Raw genomic sequence first — 26,667 nt, 5'->3', positions numbered from 1 at the left:
TCAGGCCGCGCCGACCCAGCCGATCGAGCGCTGCAGGTGCGCGCGGCAGTCGGCCATGATGCGCTCGATCAGCTCGGCGCAGGTGGGGATGTCGTCGATCAGGCCCAGCACCTGGCTGGCCCACACCAGGCCGCCGTCCGGGTCGCCGCCCTCGAGCGCCGCGCGGCCGCGCGCGCCGGCCACCAGCGCATGGATGTCCTTGAACTCGACGCCGCCGGGCCGCCGCTCCATCGCCACCACTTCCTCGGACACCGCGTTCTTCATCACGCGCCCGGTGTTGCGCAGCGTGCGGAAGATCAGGTTGGTGTCGCGCTCGCCGCGCTCGACCATCGCCTGCTTGATGTTCTGGTGGATCGGCGCCTCGACGGTGGCGCAGAAGCGCGTTCCCATGTTGATGCCCTCGCAGCCCAGCGCCAGCGCCGCCGCCATGCCGCGGCCGTCGGCGATGCCGCCCGAGCCGATCACCGGGATCTTCAGCTTGCGCGCCGCGATCGCGAACAGCACCAGGCCGCCGACGTCGTCCTCGCCCGGGTGGCCCGCAGCCTCGAAGCCGTCGATCGAGATGGCGTCGACCCCGTTGCGCTCGGCGGACAGCGCATGGCGAACCGCGGTGCACTTGTGGATGATTTTCACGCCGGCCGCCTTGGCCTTGGCGATGAACTCCTTCGGGTTGTTGCCCGCGGTCTCGAGCACCTTGATGCCGCTGTCGAGCACCACGTCGAGGTAGGCCTCGTACGGAGGCGGGTTGGCGGTCGGCAGGATGGTCATGTTCACGCCGAAGGGCTTGTCGGTCATCTCGCGGCAGCGGGCGATCTCCCGGGCCAGGTCTTCGGGAGTCGGCTGGGTCAGCGCGGTGAGGATGCCCAGGCCGCCGGCGTTGGAAACCGCCGAGGCGAGCTCGGCGCGGCCCACCCACTGCATGCCGCCCTGAATGATCGGATAACGGGTGCCGATGAGATCGGTGACGCGGGTCTTCATTGCGGGTTCCTGTGGATGGGGAGGAAGCGCCGCAGTCTAAGGTCGGGGCGCGCCGGCGGGGCCGGCGGCGCTGCAAAAACGGAAACGGGGCCGAAGCCCCCTCAGCCGGTGGCGACCCGCGCGATCAGCGCCTGGGTGAACTGCTTCGTGTTCGCGCTGCCGCCGAGGTCGCCGGTGCGTACCTTGTCCAGGTTCAGCGTCTCGTCGATCGCGCGGCGCAGCCGGTCGCCGAGATCGTGGCGCCCGACGTGGTCGAGCATCAGCGCGGCCGCGAGCAGGATCGCGGTGGGGTTGGCGATGCCCTTGCCGGCGATGTCCGGCGCGGAGCCGTGCACCGCCTCGAAAATCGCCGCGTCGGCGCCGATGTTCGCGCCGGGAGCCATGCCCAGCCCGCCGACGAGTCCCGCCACCAGGTCGGAGAGGATGTCGCCGAACAGGTTGGTGGTGACCAGCACGTCGAACTGCTGCGGGTTCAGCACCAGCTTCATCGCGCAGGCGTCGATGATCACGGTGTCCAGCGCGATGTGGTCCTTGTACTTCTCTTCCCAGAGCTGCTGGCCCGTCTCGAGAAAGATGCCGGTCAGCGCCTTCATGATGTTGGCCTTGTGCACGATGGTCACCTTGCGGCGGCCGGCGGCGATCGCGTACTCGAACGCGTACTCGAGGATGCGGCGGCTGCCCTTGCGGGTGTTCACGCCGCTGGCCATCGCCACCGCGTGCGGGTCGCCGTCGATCGGGATGTAGTGCTCATGCCCGATGTACAGCCCCTCGAGGTTCTCGCGGACCACGACCAGGTCGACGTTCTCGTAGCGGCCGCCGGGGATCAGCGTGCGCGCCGGCCGCACGTTCGCGTAGAGCTGGAAGGCCTCGCGCAGGCGCACGTTCGACGAGCGGTAGCCGGCGCCCGACGGCGTCTCCAGCGGCCCCTTAAGCGCCAGCCGCGTGCGCCGGATGCTCTCCAGCGTGAGCTCGGGCAGAGGGTCGTTGGCGATCCGGACCCCCTCCAGGCCCGCGATCTGGCGGTCCCAGTCGAAGGGCGCGCCCAGCGCGTCGAGCACCGCCACGGTAGCATCGACGATTTCGGGGCCGATGCCGTCGCCGGCGATCAGGGTGGCGGGGATGCGCGGGCTCATGGATCAGGCACCTTTCGGTTGGAGTGTAGGCTCGCCGAAACCCCCGCAGGCGCCGGACATCCGGACCGGGCAGCGCCAGGGCGAGCGCCGGTGCAGCGGAGAAAACGCGGATTTCGGAACGGCTACGAGTTTATCCGATGCCTGCCGTGGTCTGACCAGCGGGGGGCGGCCAGGCGGGTGGCCAACAGCGCGGCCGACACGCCCCGGTAACAAGGCTGTGCGACCGTGCGCGCTCAAATGAGCGCCACCCACATGAGCCCTGTCCCCAGCCGAGTCGTCGGCCTGTTCCCCACTCCCGTACTGCATGCCGAGCGACTGCTCGACCCGGACCTGGTCGCCGCGCTGGTGACGCGCTTCGCCGATGCGGCCAGCCTCGCGAACCACCAGTCGGAGCGGCTCTCCCATACCGGGACCGTGTCTCCCGACCAGGATCTGCAACTGTCCCAGGTGTCGGCGCTGGTCGGCACGCGCATCGCGGAGTTCGGCGAGCTGCTGTTCGGCGAGCGCCTGCCCTGGCTGGTCAAGGAGATGTGGTTCAACGTGCTGGAGCCCGGCGGGCACCAGGCGCTGCACAACCACGCCAACAGCTTCGTCTCGGGCGTGCTGTACCTGACGCCCAGCCACCCGGACTCGAACACGACCTTCGTGCGGCCCCTGGGCCAGGACGCGTTCGTGTTCCGCAACACGCATGCCGGCAGCCAGACCGGGCCCTTCAACGCCGACAAGTGGGTGATGCCGGCGACCGGCGCCGGCGACCTGGTGCTGTTCCCCAGCGGCCTGCTGCACGAGGTGCCGCAGAACCGCGGCGCGCGCCGGATCACGCTGGCCTTCAATGCGATCCCGCAACGGCTGGACGCCTGGGGTTACCGGATCGGTTTCTCCGGCTGACCTGGCCCATCACGCATCCACCCATCGACAGAGCAACGAGCATGAACCGAAGCATCCGCGCCACCACCATCGCCGTCTTCCTGCGGCACGCCGCTGCGGCCCTCGCGCTGGCCCCGGTGGCGGCGCCCCTGGCCGCGCACGACTACTACACCCCGCACTTCCAGATCATCCACCCCTGGACCGATCCGGCCGCCGCCGGCACGCAGCGGCTGGGCCTCTACATGCGCTTCGCCCAGGTGGAGGCGGACGACAGGCTGCTGTCGGCCTCCTCTCCGGTGGCCGAGGCGATCGAACTGCGCGCGCCTGCGTCGGCCGAGACCGGCCCGGTGCGCGCGAAGGCAGTGGCGCTGCCCAGGGGCGTCGACGTCGATCTCGAGCCTGACGGCGCTCACTTCGTGATGCGCGGCATCCGCAAGGACCTTCCCTTCGGCAGCCAGCATCCGCTGGTGCTGGTCTTCGAGAAGGCCGGCACGGTCGAAATCGAATTCGTGGTCGGTTCGGACTGAGGCCGGTCGAGATCGACTTCGCGCCCGCGCAACGTCATCAAACCTTAAACGCACCTTCACGAACGATGTCCATCCTGCGCTAGTCCCGTGAGGCCGGCCGCCAAGAGCCGGCCCTCGCGGGACAAGACTCGTCCAAAGACCATCCAGAAGCATCGAACGGAGAAGAACCCAATGAAGCATTCCTTCCCCCTGCGCGAGGTGAGCCTGGCCGCTGCCGCGGTCATCGGCCTCGGCGCCGCCGGAACGGCCAGCGCGGCCGGCCAGGATCCCGGCCGGTACGTCACCGGTGACTTCCACAACCACACCACCTGTTCCGACGGCCAGATCTCGGTGCAGAAGCTGGTCAACAAGTCGGTGGACACCTACGGCCTCGACTGGTTCATCCTCGCCGGCCATGGCGGCGGCGGCACGCGCAACTGCCTGCTCGTCGACGACGCTTCGGTGGAGACGCCCGCCAGCAACCCCCATGTCCCGGGCCAGGGTCCGGCGACGAGCTGGGCCAACAGCATCGGCATCGCCAAGGTCAAGGGCGATCGCGCGGCCGAGGGCTACGTCTACCGCTGGCAGTCGATCCAGGAATTCCAGTACCCGGTGCTGGAGCAGATGGCTGCCGCCAAGAAGAAGCCGATCTTCATCGGCCTCGAGTCCGTCGCCCCCGGCCACGAGCACATCAACGTGGCAGTGACCGAGGGCCAGCTGCCGGCGATCGGCACCGGCAACGCCACCGCGATGGCGCAGTACGAGTACTGCTTCGACCGCGCCGACAACGACCTGAGCCGGGGCGGTGGCCAGGGCTGGGACTGCTCGGTGCCCGGCAGCACGGCGAAGAACGCACTGCTCGACCCGCGCGGCCGCAAGCTGGCCAACGAGCACAACAACGGCCAGCTCGGGCACGAGAAGTCGGTCGAGGCGCTGAAGTGGCTGGCCGCCAACCATCCGCGGACCAGCTATCACATCGCGGCGCACGTCGAGCGCGCCGGCCCGTTCAGCCCGACCAGCAGCCGCGGCTTCAACGTCGAGCACCTGCGCAACTTCAACAACGCGGCGCCGACCGTGGCCTTCGGCATGGAAGGCGGCCCGGGTCACCAGGCCAACGCCAACCGCAGCTACGGCAGCGGTGCGGTGGGCGGCGGCACCTACGGCGGCGCGGGCTTCTACGCAGCCCAGGTGGGCGGCGTGTGGGATGCGCTGCTCGGCGAAGGCCGCAACTGGTTCATCTTCAACAACTCCGACTACCACGCCCGTGGCATGTTCGGCCCGGACGATCGCCGCACGACGAACGACCAGTACCCCGGCGAATTCAACAAGACCTACGTGCTGACCCGCACCGCGGGCAAGGCGCTGACGCCGCAGGCGATCGTCGACGGCATGCGCAGCGGCAACGCGTACTACGTGAACGGCGACCTGATCGACAAGATGGCCTTCGTGGTCTGCCGCGTCGAGGGCAATTCGCAGGGCAAGGGCAAGCATCCGCACGAGCAGCAGGTGGCCAAGGCCGCGGAAACCGGCACCGGCTTCTTCAACCCGAACTGCGCGCAGCAGGGCGAGAAGCTGGTGGTGAGCCCGGGCCAGGACCTGATGGTGATGGCGATCATGCGCGACCCGGAAGGCAAGAACCTGTCGCCGTACAGCTTCCCCAACCCGTCGCTGCTGCAGGTGGGCATCAGCAAGCCCCTGGACCAGCCGGTGCTGGACCACGTCGACCTGATCGGCGGCAAGGTGACCGGCTACGTCGACCCGTCCGACACCGCCCGCTACGCCGGCCAGATCAACACGCCGGCCGCGACCAACCCCAGCACCGCCGTGATGGCGACCTTCAACGACGCCAACTGGCAGGCTCTGCCGGGCGGCTGGAAGCGGATGTCCTACCGGATCAAGGGCGTGAAGGACTCGCAGTACCTGCGTCTGCGCGGCACCAACATGCCGGCCGCGGTGCCCAACGAGACCGACAGCCAGGGCAACCCGCTGATCGACACGCTGGCCAACAACATCGTCTGCGCTGACGCGGCCTGCCCCGATCACCTGCCCGCGGTGAGCGGTGGCCGCAAGCTCGACTTCGACGTCGAGGCCTGGACCGACCTCTGGTTCTACAGCAACCCGGTCTTCATCGAAGTGAAGGGTTCGACGGTGGTGGCCGGCATCAGGTAAGCCCCCCGACGACCGGCTGCGGGCGCGTCGCATGCGCCCGCAGCCGGTGCTTCCCGAGCCGGCCCATGGCCGGCTTGATGCGTTTCCGGTAACACGACTTGAATTCCTCCGCTGCCCCCCTTTCGACCCCAACGGGCGTGGCCGACGCCGCCGCGCCCGCTCGTTCCTCCTCCCTGACGCTGGCCTGGCTGCTGATGGCGCTGTCCGGCTTCGCGGGCCTCGCCCTGCAGATCGCCTGGACCTACCAGTTCGGCATCTGGCTCGGCCACGAGGCGGTAGCAGTGCTCGCAGTGATTGCCGGCTTCTTCGGCGGCCTGGCGCTGGGCGCCTTCGCGCTGGGGCCGCGCATCCTGCGCAGCCGCCGCCCGGGCCGCTGGTACGCGGGGCTGGAGGCGGCGATCGGCCTGTGGGCGCTGCTGCTGGCCCTGGCGATGCCGCACGCCGGCGGCTGGCTGACCATGCTGATCGGCGCCCAGCCGGCCCCGGTGCGGCACTGGAGCATCGCCTTCCTGGGCGCCTTCCTGCTCATGCTGCCGGCGAGCGCAGCGATGGGCGCCACCGTGCCCGCCATGCAGCGGGTGCTCGACCGCCTGGCCGACCAGGGTTACGCGCTGGGCGGCCTCTACGCGGCGAACACCGCTGGAGCGATGGCCGGAGCGCTGGCCGCGGCCTTCGTGCTGGCGCCCGCGCTCGGCTACACCGCGACCACCGCAGCCGCGGCGCTGCTGAACCTGGCCTGCGCGGCGATCGCCTGGACCCGCTTTGGCGCGGAGGACCGCGCGCCTTCGAGTCCCAGGGCATCGGCGTCGCGCCGCGCCACCCTGCTCTGGCTGCTCGCCGCGACCGGCCTGCTGGGCATCGGCTATGAAGTGGTCGTGATCCGCGTCCTGGCACGGATCTCCGAGAACACCGTCCACACCTTCACGCTGGTGCTGGCGGTCTACCTGGCAGGCACCGCCGCCGGGGCCGCCCTCTACCAGCGCCACCTGGCCGGCGCCCCGGACGGGGCGCGCCTGCGCGGGCGGCTGCTCGCGGTGCTGGCGCTGTGCTGCGTCGCGGGACTCTACGGACTGGGCTTCGGCGAGCGCGCCGGAGCCGCGCTGCAACAGGCGATCGGGGCCGGAGCATCCTCGGCGCTCGGCGCCGAGGCGCTGGCGGCTGCGCTGGCCTTCGTGCTGCCCACGATGGCGATGGGCGCACTGTTCAGCCACCTCTGCGTGGAGGCGCGCGACGCGGGCTGGTCCTTCGGCGCCGCCATTGCCGCCAACACGCTGGGCGCCGCGCTGGCCGCACCCGTTGTCGGCGTGGCGCTGCTGCCCTGGCTGGGCGCGGAAGCGGTGCTGGCGGCAATCGCGCTGGGCTACGTCGCGCTGCTGCCGCGCCGCGCCTGGCGCGGCCTGCTGCCGTGGGCGCCGCTGGCCGCGGGAGTGGCCGCGGTGCTGGCCGCCCCCGGGCTCGATTTTCTGAAGCTGCCCGACGGCGGCCGGGTGATCTCGCACCGGGTCGGAGCGATGGCTTCGGTCAGCGTGATCGAGGATGCGCAGGGTGTCCGGCGCCTGCACATCGACAACCGGGCGCAGGAAGGCAGCAACGCCACCCGCGTGGCCGACGCGCGGCAGGCATGGATCCCGCTGCTGCTGCATCCCGCGCCGCGCACTGCGCTGTTCCTGGGTCTGGGCACCGGAGTGACCGCAGCGGCTGCGGCGGCGGATCCGACGTTGAAGGTCGACGCGGTCGAACTGCTGCCCGAGGTTGCGGACGCCGCCGGGCTGTTCGTCCCCGGCCTGCGGGAGCCCGGCATTCAGGGGGCGCCGCGCGTGCTGATCGCGGACGCCCGGCGCTTCGTGCGCGCCGGCGCCACGCGCTACGACGTCGTCGTCGCCGATCTCTTCCATCCGGCGCGCAGCGGATCGGCGGCGCTGTACACGGTGGAGCACTTCGCTGCCGTGCGACAGCGGCTCGCCCACGACGGCGTGTTCTGCCAGTGGCTGCCCCTGCACCAGATGGACCTGGACACGATGCGCAGCATCGTGTCCGCCTTCGTCGAGGTGTGGCCGCAGGGCGCGGCCGTGCTCGCCACCAACAGCCTGGACACTCCGGTGATCGGCCTAGTGTCGCGCGCGGACTCAGGACCGCTGCTGCACGGCGGGCTCGCCGCACGCCTGGACGCCGCCCGCAGCGCTGCGGCGCTCGACGGTCTGCAACTGGATGACGCCTTCGCGGTGCCGGGCAGCCTGGTCGCCGACGCGGCCTCGCTGGCCGGCTTCGCCGCCGGCGCACCCGTCAACCGGGACGACCGTCCAGTGGTCGCCCATCGGGCGCCGCGCGCGACCTACGCTCCGGAAGCAACGCCGCGTGAACGCCTTGGCGCCTTCCTTGCGCAATCGACGCGCGAGCCTGCGTCGCTGTTCGGCGCCGCGCAGCCTGGCGCCAGCCCGGCTTCCAGCGCGGACGACGCCGGCGCCCGCGCTGCCGCTGAATGGCGCGCGCGTGTCGTCGCCTACTGGTCGGCGCGCGACCGCTACCTGCGGGCCGGCATGAACGTTCGTCCCAGCCCCGACCTGCGCGCGATGCTGGCCCAGGTGCAGGGGCCGCTGCTCGAGGTGCTCGGCGCCAGCCCGGACTTCCGCCCCGCGCGCGAACCGCTGCGGGCCATGGCCGGCGCGCTTGCCCGCGAGGATGCGGCGGCCGCGCAGGCACTGATCGACGCGCTCCCCGTGGCGCACCCGTTTCGACTCCCTCCTACGGATTCACGATGAACCATCCCAAGGCAGGCCGCGGCGTCGCGGCTGACATCCCCACTACCTCACGCACCGCCCCCGCCGACCGCACCCGCTGGCTGCGCGATCCGCTGGTGCACTTCCTCGTGTTCGGCGCCGTGGTGTTCGCGGTGGACTATGCGATCGCCTCGCGCCAGGAATACCCCTCGACGATCACGCTGGGCGTCGACGCGGACGCGGAAATCCGCAAGCTGTTCTCCGACGCGCGCGGCCGCGAGCCCAACGCAGAGGAGCTGGCTGCGCTGCGCCAGCGCTGGTTCGACAACGAGCTGCTGTATCGCGAAGGCCTCGCGCTGGGCCTGGACCGCGGCGACAGTGCGATCCGCGAGCGCGTGATCTACAAGGCGCTCAACGTCCTGCAGTCGGACCTCCAGGTGCCGGCGGGAGACGAAGAAACGGTGCGTGCCTGGTTCGAGAAGGAGCGGCTTCGCTACGACGAGCCGCCGCGGGTCGACCTGCTCGAAGCCGTGCTGCCCGGCAAGCCGACGCTCGAGGAGGTGACGGCCTTCGCCGCCGCCCTGAACGCAGGCCAGCACACCGAACAGCAGGGCGGACTGAGAGTCTTCAAGGGACGCCCGGAGGCGACGATCGCCGACGGCTTCGGCAAGGAGTTCGCCGAGCGGATGGCCACGCTCGAGATCGGCAAGTGGCATGCGCTGGGCAGCAAGGACGGTCCGCGCGCGATCCGCGTCGACGGCAGGACGCCGGGCACCCCTGCCCGCTTCGAAGATCTCAGGGAGGCAGTGCTGCAGGACTGGCGCGATCGGCGCATGCAGGAGATGCGCACCGATGCCGTGCGGGCGCTCGGCGAGCGCTACACGCTGCGGGTGGCCGGGGAGAAGGCACGATGACCCGCCTGATGCACCGCGCTCGCGGACTGCTGGCCGCGCTGGCGCTGGCTGCCGGCGCGCTGACCCCGGCCCCGGCCTGGTCGCATGAGCTGACCATGGCGGAACTGAACATGCGCGAGCTCGCCCATGGCGAGTTCGTCTGGTCCTGGCTCGCGGCCAGCGGCACCCCGGTCGATGAGGAGCTCACGCCGCGCTGGCCGGACTCATGCGTCAGCGAGGAGCAGCGGCTGAGCTGCGCCGGCGGCCTGAACGGCAAGGTCTCGGTCGAAGGGGTCGGCGAGCGCTACTCGGCAGCGCTGCTGCGGATCACCTGGCTGGACGGCCAGCGCCGGGTCTACACGATCACCAAGGCCCAGCCTGAGGCGATGCTGTTCGGCGGCGCCGACGATGCCCGCGGCCGCGGCGAGATCGTCACCGCCTACACGATGCTCGGGGTGGAGCACATCCTGGGCGGAATCGACCATCTGCTGTTCGTGGTCTGCCTGTTGTTCCTGGTGGGCTTCAACCGGCGGCTGGTGTGGACGATCACCGCCTTCACGGTGGCGCACAGCCTCACGCTGGCCAGCAGCGCGCTCGGCCTGCTGACGCTGCGCAGCGGACCGGTGGAGGCGACGATCGCGCTGTCGATCATGCTGGCGGCGGTCGAAGCGCTGCGCCGCCGCGACACCTTCACCCAGCGCTGGCCGGCGGTGGTGGCCTTCCTGTTCGGACTGGTGCACGGCCTGGGCTTTGCCGGCGCGATCGAGGAGATCGGCCTGCCCGAGCAGCACGTGCCGATCGCGCTGCTGACCTTCAACCTGGGCGTGGAAGCTGGCCAGCTGATGGTGGTGGCGGCGGCCTGGCTGCTGACCCGGGCGATCGGTTCGCTGCCGGTCGCGCGCGCCGCCCGTGCGCCCGCGCTCTACGTGATCGGCGTGCTGGCCGCCTGGTGGACCTGGCAGCGCCTGGCGACCATCGTGGTGGCCGCATGAAACGCCTCGTGTCACCCGCAGGCTGCGTCGAGGGCGGCTCGCGCGGACGCCTGCGCCTGAAGCTCCTGGCGGCGGGCCTGACGATGATGTCCGCGGCCGCCTGCGTCGATCGACCGTCGCCCGATGCTCCCGCCGCCTTCGGCGACGCCCGCCAGGCCGCACCGGACCGGGCAGCACCGCCGGCCGGCGGCATGCCTGGCCCGACGCTGGCCGGCTCGATGCTGCAGAACCTGGCCGCGGCCGGACCCGCGCTGCCAGGGGTCGCCGGCCGGCTCGGCCTGTACGACCTGGAGCTGGTCGGCGAGATCGAGCTCGACGGCGACCGCGTCGAGCGCAGCTATCGCGCCACCCTGGTCAACCGCGGCGCCCCGTTCGGCGGCGCCGAACTGCTGCTGCGCGACGCCGGGCCGCGCATCGAGATCGTCTCCGGGAGCCTGCGCGTCGTCGCGCTGGGCCCGGAGGAGCGGGCAAGCCCCGCCGAGACGCTGGTGCTGCGCCATCCGTCGAAGCAGCCGATCGACCCCGAACGGCTGCGCTGGGAGCTGCGGGAAACCGACGATTCCGAGGGCCCGGCGGGCGCGCTGCTGCGCGGTGACCCGAAGGAGCCCGCGGCCGCCGCGCTGCGTGGCTTCACCGCCGGAGCGCCGCCCGCGTTCAGCGCCCAGCCCCTGCAGATCGAGGCCGTGCTCGTGCAGGCGGCAACGGTCGGCCAGGTCAACGACGCGCTCCGCAGGACGGCGACCCGCATCGCCGGGATGCGGCCGCACAACAGAATGCTGACGCTGAGAATGGAGGCCGGCACCGGTGTCGCCTCGATGCAGCAGCGCCTGGAGCAGTTGCAGGCCTCCGGCGCTTTCGAGATGCTGCGGCCAGTCCTCGCCCCTTCATCCGGCCCCGCCGGACGCGGCACTGGCCCGGGGGAACTGCCGCCGCCGGACCCCGAACCGGACTTCGCCGACCACCGCGACGTCTGAAGACGGTGCAGCCTGCGCCGCGCAGCTCGGCGGCAAGGCGTGCGACACATCGGGGCGCCCGCGGATCTGCGGGCACCCCCACGCCTTCCCCTACAGCCGCATCGTCAGCGTCAGCCGGAAGCTGCGCCCCTCGATCGGATGGAAGTGGATGTCGTCGACCGGCGCGGCCTCGCCGCGCAGCTGCGACGCATAGTAGTAGTCGATCGCGGAGTGCCGGCTGTCGAGCAGGTTGAAGCCGTCGAGCGCCAGCGACATGCGATCGTTCAGCCGGTAGCCGATGCGCCCGTTGAGCGTGGCGGTCGCCTTCGAACGCACCGAGTCGTCCTCGACCAGCGCCCGCGGCCCGAACCAGCGCAGCTGCAGCGCGCCCGACCAGGGGCCGAGCCCGTCCACCGAAGCAGCGACGCTCGCCACCCCCTCGATGGCGCCCGGAATCCGCCTGCCCTCGGGCGCATGGTCGCGGAAGCGCGCCGAGGCGAAAGCGAGGTCGGCATCCAGGGTCAGCCAGCGCTTGGGCTTGTAGTAGTTGGCCAGCTCGAAGCCGATCCGCCGGCTCGCCCTCGAAGCCTCAGTGGCGCCGGCGTCGCCGATGAACAGCAGCTCCGAGTCCAGGTCCAGCACAAAGAGCGCGAGCGAGCTCTGCAGGCCCGGCAGCGGCTCGGTGCGCATGCCCAGCTCAAAGCCGCGCGAGCGCGCCAGCGGCGTCACCCGGGTGGCGGGCTCGCCGCTGGCCGGGTCCACCGAGATGGTCGTGCCGCGGGCGTCGTTGCTATGGAAGCCGCCGCCTGCGTTCAGGTAGTACTCGGTGCGCCCGAACGGCCCGAAGACCAGGCCGAGCTTCGGGTTGGCGATGGTGTCGCTGGCGCGCCCGGAGTTCAGCGGGTTGTCGCTGTCGACGTCGAAACGGTAGTGGTCGACGCGCGCCCCGAGCACCGAGCGGAACAGCGGCGTCCAGGCGGTCGTGTTCTGCAGGTACAGGCCGACGCTGCCCTCGACGATGCGATCACGGCGCACGACGCCGATGGTCGCGCGCTCGCGCGTCCTGAGCAGCGCATTGCGGATGTTGTCGTTCTGGAACTGGATGCCGACCGTGGTCTCGGAGTCGCGGCCAAGCAGGCTGCCGAACAGGCTGTGGCTGGCGTTCACCGCGCTGGTGACGCGACGGTCGGGCTGCGCGAACTGGTCGGCGTTGTCCGGATCGTCCATCCAGTAGGTGAAGTTCGAGAAGAGATCGAGCCTCGAGTCGATCACGTAGGCGCCGACCCGGCTGGCGCTGCCGTTGCCCGCGCGGCGCCAGTCGGCGGACAGGCTGTAGCGGCTGGCACTGCCGCCCGAGCTCGGATCGATGGTGTCGAAGCGGCCCAGCGTGCCGTCCTGCACCGCGCGCCGCGGGATCTGGTCGGTGGCGTTCCAGCGCCCGTCGTAGCCCATCGCGGTGACGCTCCAGCCGTTGCGGCGATCGCCCTCGGTGTAGCGCAGCACGCCGTTTAACTTGCGGAAGCGGTCCGGGTGCACGAAAGGGCCGTCGCTGTGCTGGCCTTCGAGCGCGTAGAGCAGGTGGCCGCGGCCGGCCGCGACCGAATCGGCGAGCACCGCCCGACGAAAGCCGTTGCCGCCGGCGCCGATGCTGGCAATGCCGCGCTCCAGGCGGTCGGCGTAGGTGATCTCGACCGCGCCCGCCGACGCGAAGTCGCCTTCGCTCGCGTCATAGGGGCCCTTCTTGTAGCGCAGGCCGCTGGCCAGTTCGGGGATCACGAAGTTCAGGTCGGTCCAGCCCTGGCCGTGCGCATGGCTGCGCTGATTGACCAGCATGCCGTCGACCGTGGTGCGCAGATCGGTGCCGTGGTCGAGGTTGAAGCCGCGCAGGTAGAACTGGTTGGCCTTGCCCTCGCCGCTGTGCTGGCTCACCACCAGGCCAGGCGTGGCCTCGAGCAGCTCGCCGGGACGGTAGGCCACCCGGGCCTCGATCTGTTCGCGCGTCACGGTGCCGACGCTGGCCGAGTCGGCGATTCCGACCTGCTCGGCAGCACCGCCGACCACCACCACTTTCTCTAGGACCTGCTCACCGCCCGCGTGGGCTGCATGGGACGCCAGCACGCAGGCAAGCACCGCGAGGCTGCACGCCGGAACGCGCATCGCCCCGATACGACATCGAATCGTCACTGGAATCTCTCCGGTCCGCATTGTGCGCGGACACCATTCGTCCCCGACCGGGCGCGCGTGCTCGCGCAGCAGCAGCTCGTGGGGACACACCGGACGCGCGCAGGCTGCCGCCTGGGGCGGGCTCTCATAGACGCGGCGCGAACGGGAAGGAATGCGCCGCCGTGTCCGCGGCGGCGCGCCTCAACCATCGACCTGCTCAGCCGATGGGTGGCCGATCCAGCGGTGAAACGGTGCGGGACTCGAAGGAAGCGGTCGATGAGGTCCGGTAGCGGCCAGAAACGGCCGGCGGCAAGCGCAGCGCGTCGTCCGGCAGCGCAGCGTCGTGGTCGAGGAGCATGCGCTTTGCGCCGGAACTGACCGGCGCCGCGCCGTCGCCGGAGGTTTCGTCGGCAAGCATCACGACGCCCGCCGTATCGGCTCCGTGCGAATGATCGGCGGCGGGGCGCGCGTGATGATGCGCGTGACCGTGACCGTGACCGTGACCGTGACCGTGACCGTGACCGTGACCGTGATCGTGCCGCTCGCCCGCCTGCTGCACCACAAGCAGGTGCAGGTGCGCGCCGGCGCCCGCGCGGGCGATCGCCTGCCAGCCGGCCTGCCAGACCACGCACAAGGCAAGCAGCACCGCCAGCCAGCCGCAGGCGCTGCGGGAGCCGGTGCGCGGGCCGGTGCGCGGGCCGGTGCGCGGGCGACGGGCGCGGGCCGACGACGCGCCGGCAGCGCGTCCGCGGTCCCCCACCCTGTCTCCGTCGCACGCACCCACGCCAGGCTTCCCGAACAGGCGGCCGCGCCGATGGCGGCTGCAGCGCGCATTGTCCCGCCCGAATGTTCAGCGGGCATGACAGCGCGGGGGGGGCGTGCGGCGGCGGCGGCGGCGGCGGCGGCGGCGGCGGCGGCGGTGATGGTGACGGTGACGGTGACGGTGACGGTGACGGTGACGGTGACGGTGACGGTGACGGTCAGCGGATGTTGCGGTCAGCCGCCGCCGTCGACCGCGACATTCTGCCCGTTCACGTAGGCATTGAGGTCGGACACCAGGAAGGCGACGGTGGCAGCGACGTCCTCGGGCACGCTCACCCGCCCGAAAGGCGAGCTTGCGTCCAGCGCGTGGATGTCGGCGCTGCCGCGGGCCCTGGCGAGCCGGCGGCCCATGTCGGTGTCGGTCAGCGTGGGGCTGACGACGTGGGTACGGATGCCGTGGGCGCGCTCTTCCTTGGCCAGCGTGAACGCCAGCGCCTCCATCGCCGCCTTGGCGATGTTGTAGGGCGCGCCGTTGCCCGCGTGCCGGCGAGTGGCGACGCTGGAAATCATCACGATGTCGCCGCGCCCGAGCGTGCGCATCTGCGGCAGCAGCGCCTGCGCCAGGTGGAAGGGGCCCATCACGTGCACCCCGAACAGGCGCTCCGGTTCGGCCGGATCGGTGTCGATGACCGCCTTGCCGCGGCTGGCGATGCCAGCGTTGTTGACCAGCACGTGCACTGCGCCGAAGTCGGCCAGCACCTCCCGCGCCAGGCGCTGCGCGTCCACGCGCTGCTCGACCGACGCGGCGTAGGCGCGGGCCTTGCGCCCGAGCGCCTGCACCGCGGCCACGGTCTCGGCTGCGGCCTCGGCGTCGCGGTTGTAGTTGACCGCGATGTCGGCGCCGGCCCGGGCCAGCTGCAGAGCGATGGCACGGCCGATGCCGCGGCTGGCGCCGGTGACCAGCGCGACGCGGCCGGCGAGGGAGATCTGCAGGGTCATTGAGGATCCTCTGGTGATGAACTTGGGTGCGCGATTCGACCACGAAAGGAGCGCGCCATCGGAGCGGGCGACGCGGTTTCCGGATTGGCGCGCCGGCGCAATCGGCGCAATCGGCGCAATCGGCAGTCCGGCGCCGCGGCGCCATGTGCAATCCGGCGCGTGGGGAAGTCGGCGGCCCGGCCCGGCCCGGCCCGGCACCCTGCGCGATGCCGCCGGCGTGCGCGGCGGCTTTCGCCTATATTCCGGGACTTCCCCGATCCCGGACGCAGCACTTGCCGACTCCCGCACCGGACAGCCGCCGCCTCGCGCCGGGCAGAGCGGACTCGCACTCGCCGCTCGCCTGGCCCCTGCGTGCGCTTCGGCCGCTGCTTCATCGCGCGCTGCTGCGCGGGCTGCGCGCGCCGCGGCTGGCGCACGACCCGCCGATCGCGCAGCTCGCGCAACTCGCGCAAGGCACGCGCCACGCCCTCCGGCTGGAGACGCTGCGCCTGCGGGGTGCGCGCGGCCAGACGCTGGCGGCCTGGCTGCTGACGCAAGACTTGCGAGGGCCGGCGCACGCGTCCGCCACATCCGCCACGTCCGCCACGCGCGAGCCCTCCGCGCAGCCCCTGCCCGCTGTGCTTGCGATGCACGGCTGGGGCGCAAACGCGTCGACGCTGTGGCCCGCGGTCGATCCGCTGCTGGCGGCCGGGTTCGCGGTGATGCTGGTGGACGCAAGCTGCCACGGCGAGAGCGGCGACGAGGACTTCACCTCGCTGCCACGCTTCGCCGAAGACATCGCCACGGCACTGGAGGCGCTCTGCGCCCATCCCGCAGTCGACCGCGACCGGATCGCGCTGCTTGGCCATTCGGTCGGCGCGGGCGCCGCGCTGCTGCACGCCGCGCGCTCGACGGAGAATCCCGCGGCCGGGCCGTGTCCGGTGCGCGCGGTGGTCAGCCTGTCGGCCTTCGCGCACCCCGCCGAGATGATGCAGCGCTGGATGGCAGAGCACCGCATCCCCCGCCGGGTCCTGGGCAATGCGATCCTCGGGCACGTCCAGCAGGTGATCGGCGAGCGCTTCGAGCGCATTGCGCCGGTCAACACCATCGCTGCGCTGGCCTGCCCGGTGCTGCTGGTGCACGGTCGCCACGACACCACGGTGCCGATGGCCGACGCGCTGCGCCTGCGCGACGCTCAGCCCCGCGCCGAACTGCTGGTGGTCGACGCCGACCATGACCTGCGCGCCGCGCTGGCGCCGCAGGGCGCGCGCATCGTGGCGTTCCTGCAGCGGGCGCTCGGCTGACTGCAGGTTCCGCGCGGACGAATGCGCTTTCCCCGCGGACGATAGGCGGCTATCTTCCGACCACACCCTGGGGAGGCCAGCGATGGCATCGAGGCATGACGTGGCGGTGGTCGGCGGCGGCCTGGCGGGCATCGTCGCCGCGCTGGAGGCTCTGCGTGCCGGACTTTCGGTGGCGCTGGTGGATCGCGACACTCCGGAGCGCCTGGGCGGCCTGGCCCTGTGGGCTTTCGGCGGAATGGCGCTGGTGGGCACGCCGCTGCAGACGCGCATGGGAATTGCGGACACCCCGGAGCGCGCGCTGCGCGACTGGCTCCGCTTCGGCGAGCTGAGCGAGGCCGACCCGCTGCCGCTGGCCTGGGCCCGCCACTACGTCGAGAATTCGCGCCCGCAGGTCCACGACTGGCTGCTGGCCGAGGGCCTGAAGTTCATGCCCGCGGTGAACTGGGTGGAGCGCGGCCGTCTCGGCGACGGCAACAGCCTGCCGCGCTACCACGTGGTCTGGGGCACGGCGCGCGAGCTTGCCCGGCGCCTGATCGCAGCGCTGCGCAGCGCCGGCGGCGGCGGGCGGCTCACGCTGCTGCACCGCCACCGGGTGGTCGCGCTGGAGCACGGTGCCGGGGACGTGGCCGGCGTGGTGGCGATCGACGAAACCACCGGCGCCGAAGTGCGCCTGGACGCCCCCGTTGTGGTGCTGGCGATGGGCGGCATCAATGGCAGCCACGACGAGTGCCGCGCCAACTGGCCAAAGGACCGGCCGATGCCCGCGGCGATGCTCAACGGCGCGCATCCGCATGCGGACGGCGGGCTGCACCACTGGGTGGCGCAAGCGCTCGGCGGCAACATCACCCACGCTGGCGAGATGTGGAACTACGCCGCGGGTTTCCCGCATCCCCAGCCGCAGTTCGAGGGTCACGGCCTGTCCGCGATCCCCTGCAAGTCGGCGCTGTGGCTCGATCACCGCGGGACGCGGATCGGCCCGGAGCCGCTAGTCACCGGCTTCGACACCCACTGGCTGTGCCAGCGCGTGGCCGAGCAGGACAAGCCCTGGACCTGGCACCTGCTGAACTGGCGGATCGCGAAGAAGGAATTCGCGATCTCCGGCGCCGAGCACAACGCGCGCATCCGGGACATGCAGATGCCGGCCTTCCTGCTCGAGACCCTGCTGGGCAGCGCGCGCCTGGTGCGCCAGATGCAGCGCGAGAGCGCGGACTTCCTGGTCGACGACACGCTCGCCGGACTGGCCGCGAAGATGAACGCGCTGGCCGGCACGCGGGACGTCGACGCTGCGGTGCTACAGGCCACGGCTGATGCCTTCGACGCCAACTTCGCCCGCGGCGACAAGCTGCACAACGACGACCAGATCCGCCGCATCCTGCACGCGCGCCAGTGGGGGCCGGACCGGCTGCGCACCTGCAGGCCCGCGCCGCTGCAGGCGCGCGGCGCGGGCCCCTTCATCGCGATCCGGATGCAGCTGATCACCCGCAAGAGCCTGGGCGGCCTGCAGACCGACCTGCAGAGCCGCGTGCTCGATGCTGCGGGCCAGCCCATCGCCGGCCTGTACTGCGTGGGCGAGGCGGCCGGCTTCGGCGGCGGCGGCGCCAGCGGCAGGCGCTCGCTGGAAGGCACCTTCCTGCCAGGCTGCATCCTCACCGCGCGCGCGGCGGCGCGCTCGTTCACCGCCGGCACAGGGCCCTGAGCCCGGCCATCGCCCCAGAGGATCCCCCATGCCCAACGGCGCCCAAGCCCTGATGAAGACCCTGGTCGATGCCGGGATCGAGGTCTGCTTCACCAACCCGGGCACCTCGGAGATGCACTTCGTGGCCGCGCTGGACTTGGAGCCGCGGATGCGCGCGGTGCTCGCGCTCTTCGAAGGCGTGGCCACCGGCGCCGCCGACGGCTACGCGCGGATGGCCGGCAAGCCGGCCGCCACGCTGCTGCACCTGGGCTGCGGCCTGGGCAACGGGCTGGCCAACCTCCACAACGCGCGCAAGGGCAAGGTGCCGGTGCTCAACATCGTCGGCGACCACGCCACTTTCCACGCGCCCTTCGACGCGCAGCTGCAGTCGGACATCGAGACCGTGGCGCGCAACGTGTCGCCCGGCTTCGTTCGTACCTCCCGGCGCACCGACGAACTGTGCCGCGATGCGGTCGAGGCCATCGCTGCGGCCCGCGGGCTGCCCGGCCAGGTGGCCACGCTGATCCTGCCTGCGGACGTGTCCTGGGGTGATGGGGGCGTGCCCTGCCCGCCGCCGCTGCCGCCCCGGCCCGAAGCCGCGGACGACGCGGTGGTGGCCGCGATCGCGCAAGCGCTGCGCTCCGGGCGCAGGGCGGCGCTGCTGCTGGGCGGACAGGCGCTGCGCGAGCCCGCGCTGCTGGCCGCAGCGCGCATCGCCGCGCACTGCGGCGTCAAGCTGCTGGCCGAGGTGTTTCCCACCCGGCTGGAGCGCGGTGCCGGCCTGCCCGCGGTGGAGCGCATCGCCTACCTGGCGGAACTTGCCGGCGTGCAGCTCGCCAACGTCGAACATCTGGTGCTGGTGGACGCCAAGGCGCCGGTGTCCTTCTTCGCGTATCCGGGCAAGGCAAGCGACCTGGTGCCGCCGTCCTGCACCGTTCATACGCTGGCCACCCCGGCGCAGGACGCGCTGGCCAGCATTGAGAAGCTGGAGCGCTCGCTCGGCGCCGACGGCGCTCGCCCGGCGCTGCAGCCCGGCGCTCGGCCCGGCCGCCCCCGCGGCCGGCTCACCGCGGAGAAGGTCTGCAAAGCGGTGGGCCACCTGCTGCCCGAGAACGCGATCCTGATCGACGAGGCGATCACCTCGGGGCTGATGCTGGGCCCCTTCACCGCCGGAGCGCCCCGCCACGACCTGATCACGCTGACCGGCGGGGCGATCGGCCAGGGGCTGCCGAACGCGGTCGGCGCCGCGATCGCCTGCCCGGATCGGCCGGTGATCGCGCTGATTGGCGACGGCACCGCGATGTACACGATCCAGTCGCTGTGGACGCTGGCGCGCGAACGCCTGGACGTCACCGCCATCGTCTTCAACAACGCGTCCTACTCGGTGCTGAACGTGGAGCTGGAGCGCGTGGGCGCCGAGCGCATCGGGCCGAAGGCGCGCGCGCAGCTCGACCTCGCCGCCCCGCGAATCGACTACGCGCAAATGGCGCAGAGCATGGGCGTGGACGGGGTGCGCGCGACGACCGCCGAGGAGTTCGTTCGCGCGCTGGAGCGCGCGCTGGCCACGCCCGGCCCGCACCTGATCGACGCAATGGTGCCGCAGTCGCTCAGCGGCCTGAAGCGCCGGCTGCTGCCCTGGCTGCTGCGCTCGCTGCCGGGGCTTCCCCCGGCGGTGGCACGGGCGCTCAAGCGCAAGATCGCGCCTTGAACAGACGGGCGAGCCTCCAAGGCATCGTCCGCAGCTGCAATGCCCCAGATCGGCGCGCCCGTGCGGTGATGGACAGTCCCCGCCTGCCGACGGCTCAGGCCACCGTGCCGAACCAGGCGCCGACCCCGGCGGTGACGGCCATTGCCAGTGCGCCCCAGAAGGCCACGCGCCACGCGCCGAGCAGCGGGCTCGCTCCGCCCACACGCGCCGCCAGGGCGCCCAGCAGCGCGAGCAGAATCAGCGAGGACAGCGAAACGCCGACGATCAGGGAACTCTGGGACAGGAGCAGCACGGCGGCCAGCGGCAAGGCGGCGCCAACCGCGAAGCTTCCTGCCGAGGCCAGGGCGGCCTGCAGCGGCCGCGCGCTGAGTTCGGCGGTGATGCCGAGTTCCTCGCGTGCATGCGCGCCGAGCGCGTCGTGGGCCATCAGCTGCCCGGAAACCTGGTCCGCTAGCGCCGGGTCGAGACCGCGGGCAACATAGATGCGCGCCAGCTCGCGCCGCTCCGCTGCGGGGTCGGCCTCCAGCTCGGCGCGTTCGCGCGACAGGTCGGCCTGTTCGGTGTCGGCCTGCGAGTACACCGACACGTATTCGCCGGCGGCCATCGACATCGCGCCGGCAACCAGCCCCGCCACGCCAGTGGTCAGGATCACACCGTGGCTTGCGCCGGCCGCAGCCACGCCGACCACCAGGCTGGCGGTGGACACGATGCCATCGTTGGCGCCGAGCACGGCGGCGCGCAGCCAGCCGATCCGGTCGGTGCGGTGGCGTTCGGTGTGCTGACGGCGCATGTTGGTCATTTCCAAGTGTGACAGACGCGTCGCGGCGGACGCCGCGTGGCCGGACTACGAGCCCACGGGACCATCGCTTTCGGACTGCTCGTCCGATGCCTGCATCTTGCCCTGTATGTGCCACAGGGCGACGAACATCGCCGCGATTGCCGGCCCGAGGACGAAACCGTTGATTCCCAGCACCGCCATGCCGCCCAGGGTGGTCATCAGCACCACGTAATCCGGCAGCCGGGTGTCCTTCCCCACCAGCACCGGCCGCAGCAGGTTGTCGACCAGCCCGATGACGAGAACTCCGAAGGCCACCAGGATCGCGCCCTTCAGGATCGACCCGCTCAGCAGGAAGTACAGCGCCACCGGCAGCCACACGAGCGCGGCGCCCACCGCCGGCACCAGCGACAGGAAGGCCATCAGGACGCCCCACAGCAGCGGCGCGCCGACGCCCAGCGCCCAGAACGCCAGCCCCCCGAGCAGGCCCTGCAAGGCCGCCGCCACCAGGTTGCCCTTGACGGTGGCGCGGATCACGGTGCTGAACTTGCCGAGCAGCTCGCGCTGGTGCGCAGGCGCGAAGGGCATGGTGCGCCGGGCGGCGCTCGCCAGCCTCTCGCCGTCGCGGATCAGGAAGAACGCCAGGTAGAGCGTGATGAACAGCCCGGTGACGAACTCGAAGGTGTTCTGTCCGATGCCCAGCGCCTGCTCGGCGATGAACTGCGTGGCCCGCGCCAGGCTGGCGGTCACCTGGCGCTGCACGGTGTCGAAATCGCCCCAGCCCAGGCGGTCGAGCCACACCGTCACCGACCCGGGCAGCGCGTCGAACAGGCGCCGCAACTCGAGCGCCGGATTCCACTCGCCGGACTGCAGCTTCTCGTACACGCCGCCCGCCTCGCGGGCCAGCGAGGCCGTGACCAGCGCGAAGGGCACGACCGCGACCAGCAGCACCGCCAGCAGCGTCACCAGTGCAGCAAGGGTGCGCCGCCGGCCGAAGCGAAGCAGCAGGCGGCGGTTCAGCGGCGCGAAGATCAGGGCGATGATCGTGCCCCACAGGATGGGCACGTAGAACGGCAGGAGGATCCAGACAAGCGCCAGCGTCACCGCTGGCAGCAGCGCCAGCAGCATGCGGCGCTCGAGCGTGCTGACTCCGTCGGTCCTCGGACTGCCGCCGGCAGCATTGTCTTGGTCTTGATGCATCGGTTTTCAGGATACGCGTGGCCCCATCGGGAGGCCAGCGCCCCAGGGGCGCATCCCGGTTCGCGATGAGGCGGCTCATGTTCGGCAGAGAATAGAATGCGCCGACCCACACGCCACGCGCCACGCGCCACGCGCCACCAGAGAAGGAAGCCCTCGTGAGACAAGTCGTAGCAGCCGCCCTTGATTCGATCTCCGACTACCGCATGTTCGACGCACCCGCGCCACAAGCGGAGCCCGGCACCGTGGTTGTGCGAGTGGCGGCCTGCGGGGTCGGCTACGTCGATGCGCTGGTGTCGCTGGGGCGCTACCAGGTCAAGCCGCCGCTGCCGCATGTGCCGGGGCAGGAGGTCGGCGGCTGGATCGAGACGATCGGCGAAGGCGTCGGGCACCTGTCGATCGGCGACCGGGTGATGGCGCAGGTCCGCGGCGGGTTCTCGGAACTGGCGATCGCCCCGGGCGCGTCGGTGCTGAAGATTCCCGACCGCATGAGCTTTGCGCAGGCGGCCAGCTTCCGCGTCAACTACGTCACCGCCCTGCACGGCCTGCGCGAGCGCGCAAGGCTCGCCCCGGGGGAGACGCTCGTGGTGATCGGCGCGGCCGGGGGAGTGGGCTCGGCCGCCATCCAGGTGGGCAAGCTGCTGGGGGCACGGGTGATCGCAGTGGCCTCCACTCCAGAAAAGCGCGCCTTCGCCGAGCGGATGGGCGCCGACCACGCCATCGAGTCCGCGGCGGAGGGCTTTCGCGATCGGATCAAGGCCCTCTGCGGCAAGCAGGGCCCGGACGTCGTCTTCGATCCCGTGTGCGGCCCGCTCTTCGAGCCCGCGTTCCGCTCGCTGGGCTGGCGCGGCCGGCACCTGGTCGTCGGCTTCGCCGGCGGTCCGATCCCCTCGCTGCCCGCCAACCTGCCGCTTCTGAAGGGCGCGGCGCTGGTCGGCGTGGACGTGCGCCAGTTCTTCCTCTTCGAGGCGGAACTGGCGTCAGCGCACCTGTCGGAACTGCTGGCCTGGGTCGGCGACGGCGCGCTCTCGCCGCCGATCGGCCGCGAGTTCGCATTCGAGGAATTCGTGCCGGCGCTGGAGTACGCGCTGTCCGGCCAGGGGCAGGGGAAGACGATCCTCAGGGTGGCCGGAGAATCGTGAACGCTTGGGCCGGCACGGTCATCACCGTGCCGAACTAGCGCCGTGGCTGGAGCGCGCGCCGCAAGGCCGTGTGGAAGTCGCGCGGATCCTGCTCCTGTTCCGGCTGGGTGATCCGCGGAACGATCGTCACCGTCCGCGGTGGAATGGGCGGCGCCGCAGGCGCACCGCCAGCGCTGATCGTGACGTCTGTGGCGAGCACGCTGCCGTCCAGCTCGGCAGCCGCGCCACCTGGGCCTGCGCCGCCTGGGCCTGCGCCGCCTGGCTGGCGACGGCGCAGGTCGAAGGGCAGCGGCGGCGGCCGTGAGGCGTCGAGGTCGAGGGCCTGGCCCAGGTGCGCGGCGGCGTTGACGCGCGGCCCGAAACTCCCGAGCACGCTGCCGGGCAGCCGCGCCCGGTTATGAACGAGGATCGACTTCAGGATCGACGTGTGGTCGAAAATCGTCCTGCTGATCGCTCCGGCACTGACCAGAGGCGAGATGACGAAAGTCGGCACCCGAACGCCCAGGCATTCGGGCCCGTCCGGATGCAGCCTGCTGCGCAGCCCGACGGGAGTCGGTTCCGCCTTTGGAGTGCCCGGTGGCGGCACGTGATCGTAGAAGCCGCCGTGCTCGTCGTAGGTGATCAGCACGAGGCAGTCGTCGAAGCGGCCGGCCGAGATGATCGCGTCGAGCACCCGAGCAATGAACGCCTGCCCCGCCGCCAGGTCCGCGGGCGGATGGTCGTCGTTGGCGGTCGCAAGAGGCGGCAGGTCGGCGAAATTGGGCTCGACGAACATGACGCGCGGCAGCGGGCTCGAGGAGCGCATCGTCGCGTCGAGCCCGTCCTTGCGATCGTCGATCGGCACGACATGCGCGTCGTCGAGGCGGAAGCGATCGAACATGCGGATCTGCGAGAGGTCGCTCTCGAACACCTTCCAGTCGATGCCGTTGCGCGACAGTGCGTCGAAGATCGTTTCATGCGGCAGGAAGCCGATCTGCGGATCGTCGATCTCGAAGTTCTCGAGCTCGGGGATCGATCCCATCATGGTGGCGAACCGGTTCGGCCAGGTCGGGCCCGGGTGGGCGCAGAACCAGCGGTCGCAGACGCAGAACTCGTCGGCCAGCTTGTAGTAGACGGGGAGGTCCGCCTCCCCGTACATCGTCATCGCGATCTGCGGCGAGTCGGTTCGCTTGTGCAGGTCGCGCGCAAAGCCGGCCATGCCGCCCGTGCCGCTGGTTTCCGCAGTGCCGTCGCCGATCTGGAACATGACCGGCAGATGGTGATGATTCGGGCTCACCGGAATCGCGGTGCCAAGGCCGATCTCGCGCGCCTTCACGAAGCGGACCGGCTCCAGGAATCCGCCGGCCGGGAGATTGCTGGCCTGTGACGGCGGACCGTCGTATCCGTTGGTCGCGCGCGGGCGCGCCGTGGCGAGGCCGCCGAGCAGGTGATCGTAGGAGCGGTTCTCCATCATGATCACGACGATGGACTGGTGACGGTCGAGGCGCGCCAGCGCGTTGCCGTCCTCGACGACGAAGCCAGGGGGGAACACGCCCGGCGGATCGCTGGGCGACGGTGGCGGCGGTGGCGGTGTGTCTGGCGGCGCGGCGCCGACGTCGTCACCAATCTCGGCGGCGAGCGCGGGCTCGGTGAACCCGCCGAGTGCGCCGCCACCGAAGCCGCCGAGTGGCCCGGTCGGCGGTCGCCACGGCAGGTCGGCGCGCGGCAGCAGCGGATCGATGAAGTAACGGGCCTGCCAGCCGCCTGTCGTCGCCCAGATGTCGTGCAGCACGGCACGCTGCCCGATGGCGCGACTCAGCACGTCGCGCAGGTGGGTGCGGATCAGCCGCTCGACCGGGTAGAGGCTGTCTTCGAGCGCCGAGTTGACGACGTCGTGATCGATCTCGGTGAAGAGGCTCGCGATGTCGATGGCCCAGTCGGCCAGTGTCGAGAAATCGACCTTCATGAACGCAGCGGGCGTGAGTTCCGTCAGCGAGCGGTTGAACGCGAGGAAGATTTCGCCGAACTCGCCGTCGAGCCGGGCGACCTCGAATCCAAGGACGCTCGCATTCACGCGTGAGAACGCTGCCTGGATGCGCAGAGCGATGTCATCGTCGCGCACGCGATCGACGTTGCGCGGGCGCCGGTTGTGTCGGGTTGCGGCCGCCTTCAGGTCGCGACCGGACACCGCAGTGATGCTCAACGACGTCAGCTTGCCGTGGGCGGACACCGGCGAGATGTCGGCCTGCTTGTAGACCGGTTCGATGCCGACCATGTCGGTCAGCTCCTTGCTCAGGCCAACGGTGAGCGTCGAACCCGCGACCCGCGCATGGGGCACCAGCGCTTCGAGCGCGACCCGGAACACGTGGTTGAACAGGCGGCTCGACAGGTTCACGCTGCGAAACGGCAGCCATGTCCGGGTGGCGTGCGCCTCCAGATGCAGCATTGCGGGGTCCGGCCCGGCGGGAATGACCGTGAGGCGCCACCAGCCGAGACGCCGCACCGGAGCGTCTTCGGAAGGCAGACCGGGCGGGTTGTAGGAAACGGTCCGCAGGTTTCCGGCGACCTCCTCGGGCAATTCCCAGGTCTGCACCGGCTCGTCGCGGCCGGGCGCGAACAGTTGAACCGTGACCGCCGCGTGCAGGATGCCGCCTCCCCCGCCCCCCGGAGGTTCGGGCGGTTCGAGCGGCGGCATCGGGTCCTGCGGATCGCGCCACGGATCGAACACCCCGCCGTCGCGTCGAAGCGAGTCGCCGACCATTGCCGGCGCGGTCAGGCGAGCCCTGCCGCGGTCCGCTGCGCCCGCTGCGCCCGCGGATCTCGCGGCCCCGCGAGCGCGCTCTTCGCCCGCGGCGCCACGCGTTTCGACGCCAGCGACCTCGTCCGTGCCGATGGGTGTCGCGGGTGTCGAAAGGGTCGTGGATCCGGGCGGCGCGGGCGTCGCACCAGTCATCGATCCCGGCTGCGGCGCCGGCGCGCCGACCGCGGCCAAGCCGATCACATGCCCGGATCGCACCGAGACGGCCCGGACTGCCAGCGCCGCGCCGCCGCCATAACCGAAGAAGCGCAAGGAGAACGGAACGCGTGGCCTGACCGCGGCCTCGGTCTGTTCACGCACGAAGTGCCCGATGATCCGGGCCCGCTCGCCCTCGGCCTCGTAGGTGTTGTAGTGCTCGAAGCCGTGTTCGCGGCCTGCCTCATGCCCTATCGTCATGGCGCTCTCTCCTTCGGAACAGGTCGACGGGGTTCCGCGAACGTCGCCACGTCGAAGTACGTCGTCGAACGCAGGTCACGAGGCGAGCGGCGATGGGCTTTGCGCTAACGTACTCCAAAGCCTGGGGCTTGTATCCTGGATGATCTGGTATTGCGCTCCGAGCGTTCGTAAAACTGAAGTTCCCGACACTGCGGGTTCTGACGCCCGCGTGCGCTTCGAAACGCGAGCAGCGCGCGGCAACCCCAAGCTCGCCCTGACTTTGCTCTACAAGCTGGATCGGGCCGGCTGAACTGGCGCAGACCGCAGGAGTTCCGCGCGCGCCGTCGATTCCATGCGCCACGCCGGCATCCTGCGAGACCTGCGGCCGGGCAGCGCCTGGCCACGCTGAGCTCTCCCAAGCTGATCAACGTGACCGAAGGCCGGGAGGTGTTGTGAGGACTTGTGGAGCCCGTGGGCGCGACAAACCGATTTGCGGAGCCTAATTTGCGTTTCCGGCTCCACAAGCGCGCTTGTGGCGCGTCGAGACTCCGAAAGCAGTGGCGCGGCCAGCCCGCGGGACGAC

The 26,667-nt window shown here is 71.3% G+C and carries 19 protein-coding genes and 1 pseudogene; 12 read left to right on the top strand and 8 right to left on the bottom strand.

Annotated elements, in window-relative coordinates; all coding sequences use genetic code 11:
- A pseudogene (locus HNQ70_RS04110) lies at positions 1-981 on the bottom strand (NAD(P)H-dependent flavin oxidoreductase); the annotation flags it as partial.
- 98 nt (positions 982-1,079) lie between these two features.
- Entirely contained in the window at positions 1,080-2,111 is a 1,032-nt protein-coding gene (locus HNQ70_RS04105) for an isocitrate/isopropylmalate dehydrogenase family protein (protein WP_183964555.1), read from the bottom strand.
- A 252-nt stretch (positions 2,112-2,363) separates the two neighbouring features.
- Here HNQ70_RS04105 and HNQ70_RS04100 point away from each other — a divergent pair, with 252 nt between their 5' ends.
- The 7 genes from HNQ70_RS04100 (at position 2,364) to HNQ70_RS04070 (ending at position 11,229) form a co-directional block, all read left to right on the top strand.
- Positions 2,364-2,999 carry a putative 2OG-Fe(II) oxygenase gene (locus HNQ70_RS04100; RefSeq protein ID WP_183964553.1) on the top strand — a complete coding sequence of 212 codons (636 nt, stop codon included), beginning with the start codon at positions 2,364-2,366 and terminating at the stop codon, positions 2,997-2,999.
- Between the two features lie 41 nt (positions 3,000-3,040).
- Entirely contained in the window at positions 3,041-3,505 is a 465-nt protein-coding gene (locus HNQ70_RS04095; RefSeq protein ID WP_183964551.1) for a copper chaperone PCu(A)C, read from the top strand.
- 171 nt (positions 3,506-3,676) lie between these two features.
- Entirely contained in the window at positions 3,677-5,653 is a 1,977-nt protein-coding gene (locus tag HNQ70_RS04090; RefSeq protein ID WP_183964549.1) for a hypothetical protein, read from the top strand.
- Between the two features lie 137 nt (positions 5,654-5,790).
- The gene (locus HNQ70_RS04085; RefSeq protein ID WP_183964547.1) at positions 5,791-8,412 is read left to right on the top strand and encodes a fused MFS/spermidine synthase; all 2,622 of its coding nucleotides are present in this window, start codon (positions 5,791-5,793) and stop codon (positions 8,410-8,412) included.
- Positions 8,409-9,284 carry a peptidyl-prolyl cis-trans isomerase gene (locus tag HNQ70_RS04080; RefSeq protein ID WP_183964545.1) on the top strand — a complete coding sequence of 292 codons (876 nt, stop codon included), beginning with the start codon at positions 8,409-8,411 and terminating at the stop codon, positions 9,282-9,284. Before HNQ70_RS04085 ends, HNQ70_RS04080 begins: the two co-directional genes overlap by 4 nt.
- The gene (locus HNQ70_RS04075) at positions 9,281-10,255 is read left to right on the top strand and encodes a HupE/UreJ family protein (RefSeq protein ID WP_246434694.1); all 975 of its coding nucleotides are present in this window, start codon (positions 9,281-9,283) and stop codon (positions 10,253-10,255) included. The genes HNQ70_RS04080 and HNQ70_RS04075 overlap by 4 nt, the downstream gene beginning before the upstream one ends.
- On the top strand, positions 10,252-11,229 hold the full coding sequence (locus HNQ70_RS04070; protein WP_183964543.1) for a hypothetical protein: 978 nt from the start codon (positions 10,252-10,254) through the stop codon (positions 11,227-11,229). The genes HNQ70_RS04075 and HNQ70_RS04070 overlap by 4 nt, the downstream gene beginning before the upstream one ends.
- Positions 11,230-11,319: 90 nt before the next feature.
- On the opposite strand, the gene HNQ70_RS04065 is transcribed toward HNQ70_RS04070, so the two are convergent.
- Both HNQ70_RS04065 and HNQ70_RS04060 read right to left on the bottom strand, forming a co-directional pair.
- Positions 11,320-13,365: a TonB-dependent receptor gene (locus HNQ70_RS04065; protein WP_183965455.1), complete on the bottom strand. Its 2,046-nt coding sequence runs from the start codon at positions 13,363-13,365 to the stop codon at positions 11,320-11,322.
- Between the two features lie 223 nt (positions 13,366-13,588).
- A complete protein-coding gene (locus tag HNQ70_RS04060; RefSeq protein ID WP_183964541.1) occupies positions 13,589-13,789 on the bottom strand; it encodes a hypothetical protein in 201 nt (66 codons plus the stop codon).
- A 30-nt stretch (positions 13,790-13,819) separates the two neighbouring features.
- On the opposite strand from HNQ70_RS04060, the gene HNQ70_RS04055 reads away from it, so the two are divergent.
- Positions 13,820-14,410, top strand: a complete 591-nt coding sequence (locus HNQ70_RS04055) for a hypothetical protein (RefSeq protein ID WP_183964539.1) — start codon at positions 13,820-13,822, stop codon at positions 14,408-14,410.
- On the opposite strand, the gene HNQ70_RS04050 is transcribed toward HNQ70_RS04055, so the two are convergent.
- Positions 14,368-15,132: an SDR family NAD(P)-dependent oxidoreductase gene (locus HNQ70_RS04050; protein WP_183964537.1), complete on the bottom strand. Its 765-nt coding sequence runs from the start codon at positions 15,130-15,132 to the stop codon at positions 14,368-14,370. The genes HNQ70_RS04055 and HNQ70_RS04050 overlap by 43 nt on opposite strands.
- A 272-nt stretch (positions 15,133-15,404) precedes the next feature.
- Between HNQ70_RS04050 and HNQ70_RS04045 the strand changes: the two genes are divergently transcribed.
- From HNQ70_RS04045 to HNQ70_RS04035, 3 genes are all read left to right on the top strand, one after another.
- Entirely contained in the window at positions 15,405-16,415 is a 1,011-nt protein-coding gene (locus HNQ70_RS04045; protein WP_246434692.1) for an alpha/beta hydrolase family protein, read from the top strand.
- Between the two features lie 82 nt (positions 16,416-16,497).
- On the top strand, positions 16,498-18,111 hold the full coding sequence (locus tag HNQ70_RS04040) for an FAD-dependent oxidoreductase (RefSeq protein ID WP_183964533.1): 1,614 nt from the start codon (positions 16,498-16,500) through the stop codon (positions 18,109-18,111).
- Between the two features lie 28 nt (positions 18,112-18,139).
- The gene (locus tag HNQ70_RS04035; RefSeq protein WP_183964531.1) at positions 18,140-19,798 is read left to right on the top strand and encodes an acetolactate synthase large subunit; all 1,659 of its coding nucleotides are present in this window, start codon (positions 18,140-18,142) and stop codon (positions 19,796-19,798) included.
- Between the two features lie 94 nt (positions 19,799-19,892).
- On the opposite strand, the gene HNQ70_RS04030 is transcribed toward HNQ70_RS04035, so the two are convergent.
- Together HNQ70_RS04030 and HNQ70_RS04025 are read right to left on the bottom strand one after the other, a co-directional pair.
- Positions 19,893-20,588, bottom strand: a complete 696-nt coding sequence (locus HNQ70_RS04030) for a VIT1/CCC1 transporter family protein (RefSeq protein WP_425504327.1) — start codon at positions 20,586-20,588, stop codon at positions 19,893-19,895.
- 54 nt (positions 20,589-20,642) lie between these two features.
- Positions 20,643-21,773, bottom strand: a complete 1,131-nt coding sequence (locus HNQ70_RS04025) for an AI-2E family transporter (protein ID WP_183964527.1) — start codon at positions 21,771-21,773, stop codon at positions 20,643-20,645.
- Between the two features lie 155 nt (positions 21,774-21,928).
- Here HNQ70_RS04025 and HNQ70_RS04020 point away from each other — a divergent pair, with 155 nt between their 5' ends.
- Positions 21,929-22,912, top strand: coding sequence for a zinc-binding dehydrogenase (locus tag HNQ70_RS04020; protein WP_183964525.1), 984 nt, complete (start codon positions 21,929-21,931; stop codon positions 22,910-22,912).
- A 34-nt stretch (positions 22,913-22,946) separates the two neighbouring features.
- Here the strand turns inward: HNQ70_RS04020 and HNQ70_RS04015 are convergent, their stop codons facing one another.
- Entirely contained in the window at positions 22,947-26,105 is a 3,159-nt protein-coding gene (locus HNQ70_RS04015; protein ID WP_183964523.1) for an alkaline phosphatase family protein, read from the bottom strand.
- Between the last annotated feature and the right edge of the window lie 562 nt (positions 26,106-26,667).

Origin of the sequence: Quisquiliibacterium transsilvanicum (assembly GCF_014202215.1) — a bacterium.
GTDB lineage: Bacteria > Pseudomonadota > Gammaproteobacteria > Burkholderiales > Burkholderiaceae_E > Quisquiliibacterium > Quisquiliibacterium transsilvanicum.
The sequence above is the reverse complement of the archived record's forward strand: the minus strand, read 5'-3'. Positions and strand labels throughout refer to the sequence as shown.

Bases quoted from the DNA above. Each gene is read 5' to 3' on its own strand.
- HNQ70_RS04105 (WP_183964555.1), bottom strand. From the start codon at position 2,111: ATGAGCCCGCGCATCCCCGCCACCCTGATCGCCGGCGACGGCATCGGC.
- HNQ70_RS04100 (WP_183964553.1), top strand. From the start codon at position 2,364: ATGAGCCCTGTCCCCAGCCGAGTCGTCGGCCTGTTCCCCACTCCCGTA.
- HNQ70_RS04095 (WP_183964551.1), top strand. From the start codon at position 3,041: ATGAACCGAAGCATCCGCGCCACCACCATCGCCGTCTTCCTGCGGCAC.
- HNQ70_RS04090 (WP_183964549.1), top strand. From the start codon at position 3,677: ATGAAGCATTCCTTCCCCCTGCGCGAGGTGAGCCTGGCCGCTGCCGCG.
- HNQ70_RS04080 (WP_183964545.1), top strand. From the start codon at position 8,409: ATGAACCATCCCAAGGCAGGCCGCGGCGTCGCGGCTGACATCCCCACT.
- HNQ70_RS04075 (WP_246434694.1), top strand. From the start codon at position 9,281: ATGACCCGCCTGATGCACCGCGCTCGCGGACTGCTGGCCGCGCTGGCG.
- HNQ70_RS04070 (WP_183964543.1), top strand. From the start codon at position 10,252: ATGAAACGCCTCGTGTCACCCGCAGGCTGCGTCGAGGGCGGCTCGCGC.
- HNQ70_RS04065 (WP_183965455.1), bottom strand. From the start codon at position 13,365: ATGCGCGTTCCGGCGTGCAGCCTCGCGGTGCTTGCCTGCGTGCTGGCG.
- HNQ70_RS04060 (WP_183964541.1), bottom strand. From the start codon at position 13,789: ATGCTTGCCGACGAAACCTCCGGCGACGGCGCGGCGCCGGTCAGTTCC.
- HNQ70_RS04055 (WP_183964539.1), top strand. From the start codon at position 13,820: ATGATCGGCGGCGGGGCGCGCGTGATGATGCGCGTGACCGTGACCGTG.
- HNQ70_RS04050 (WP_183964537.1), bottom strand. From the start codon at position 15,132: ATGACCCTGCAGATCTCCCTCGCCGGCCGCGTCGCGCTGGTCACCGGC.
- HNQ70_RS04040 (WP_183964533.1), top strand. From the start codon at position 16,498: ATGGCATCGAGGCATGACGTGGCGGTGGTCGGCGGCGGCCTGGCGGGC.
- HNQ70_RS04035 (WP_183964531.1), top strand. From the start codon at position 18,140: ATGCCCAACGGCGCCCAAGCCCTGATGAAGACCCTGGTCGATGCCGGG.
- HNQ70_RS04030 (WP_425504327.1), bottom strand. From the start codon at position 20,588: ATGCGCCGTCAGCACACCGAACGCCACCGCACCGACCGGATCGGCTGG.
- HNQ70_RS04025 (WP_183964527.1), bottom strand. From the start codon at position 21,773: ATGCATCAAGACCAAGACAATGCTGCCGGCGGCAGTCCGAGGACCGAC.
- HNQ70_RS04015 (WP_183964523.1), bottom strand. From the start codon at position 26,105: ATGACGATAGGGCATGAGGCAGGCCGCGAACACGGCTTCGAGCACTAC.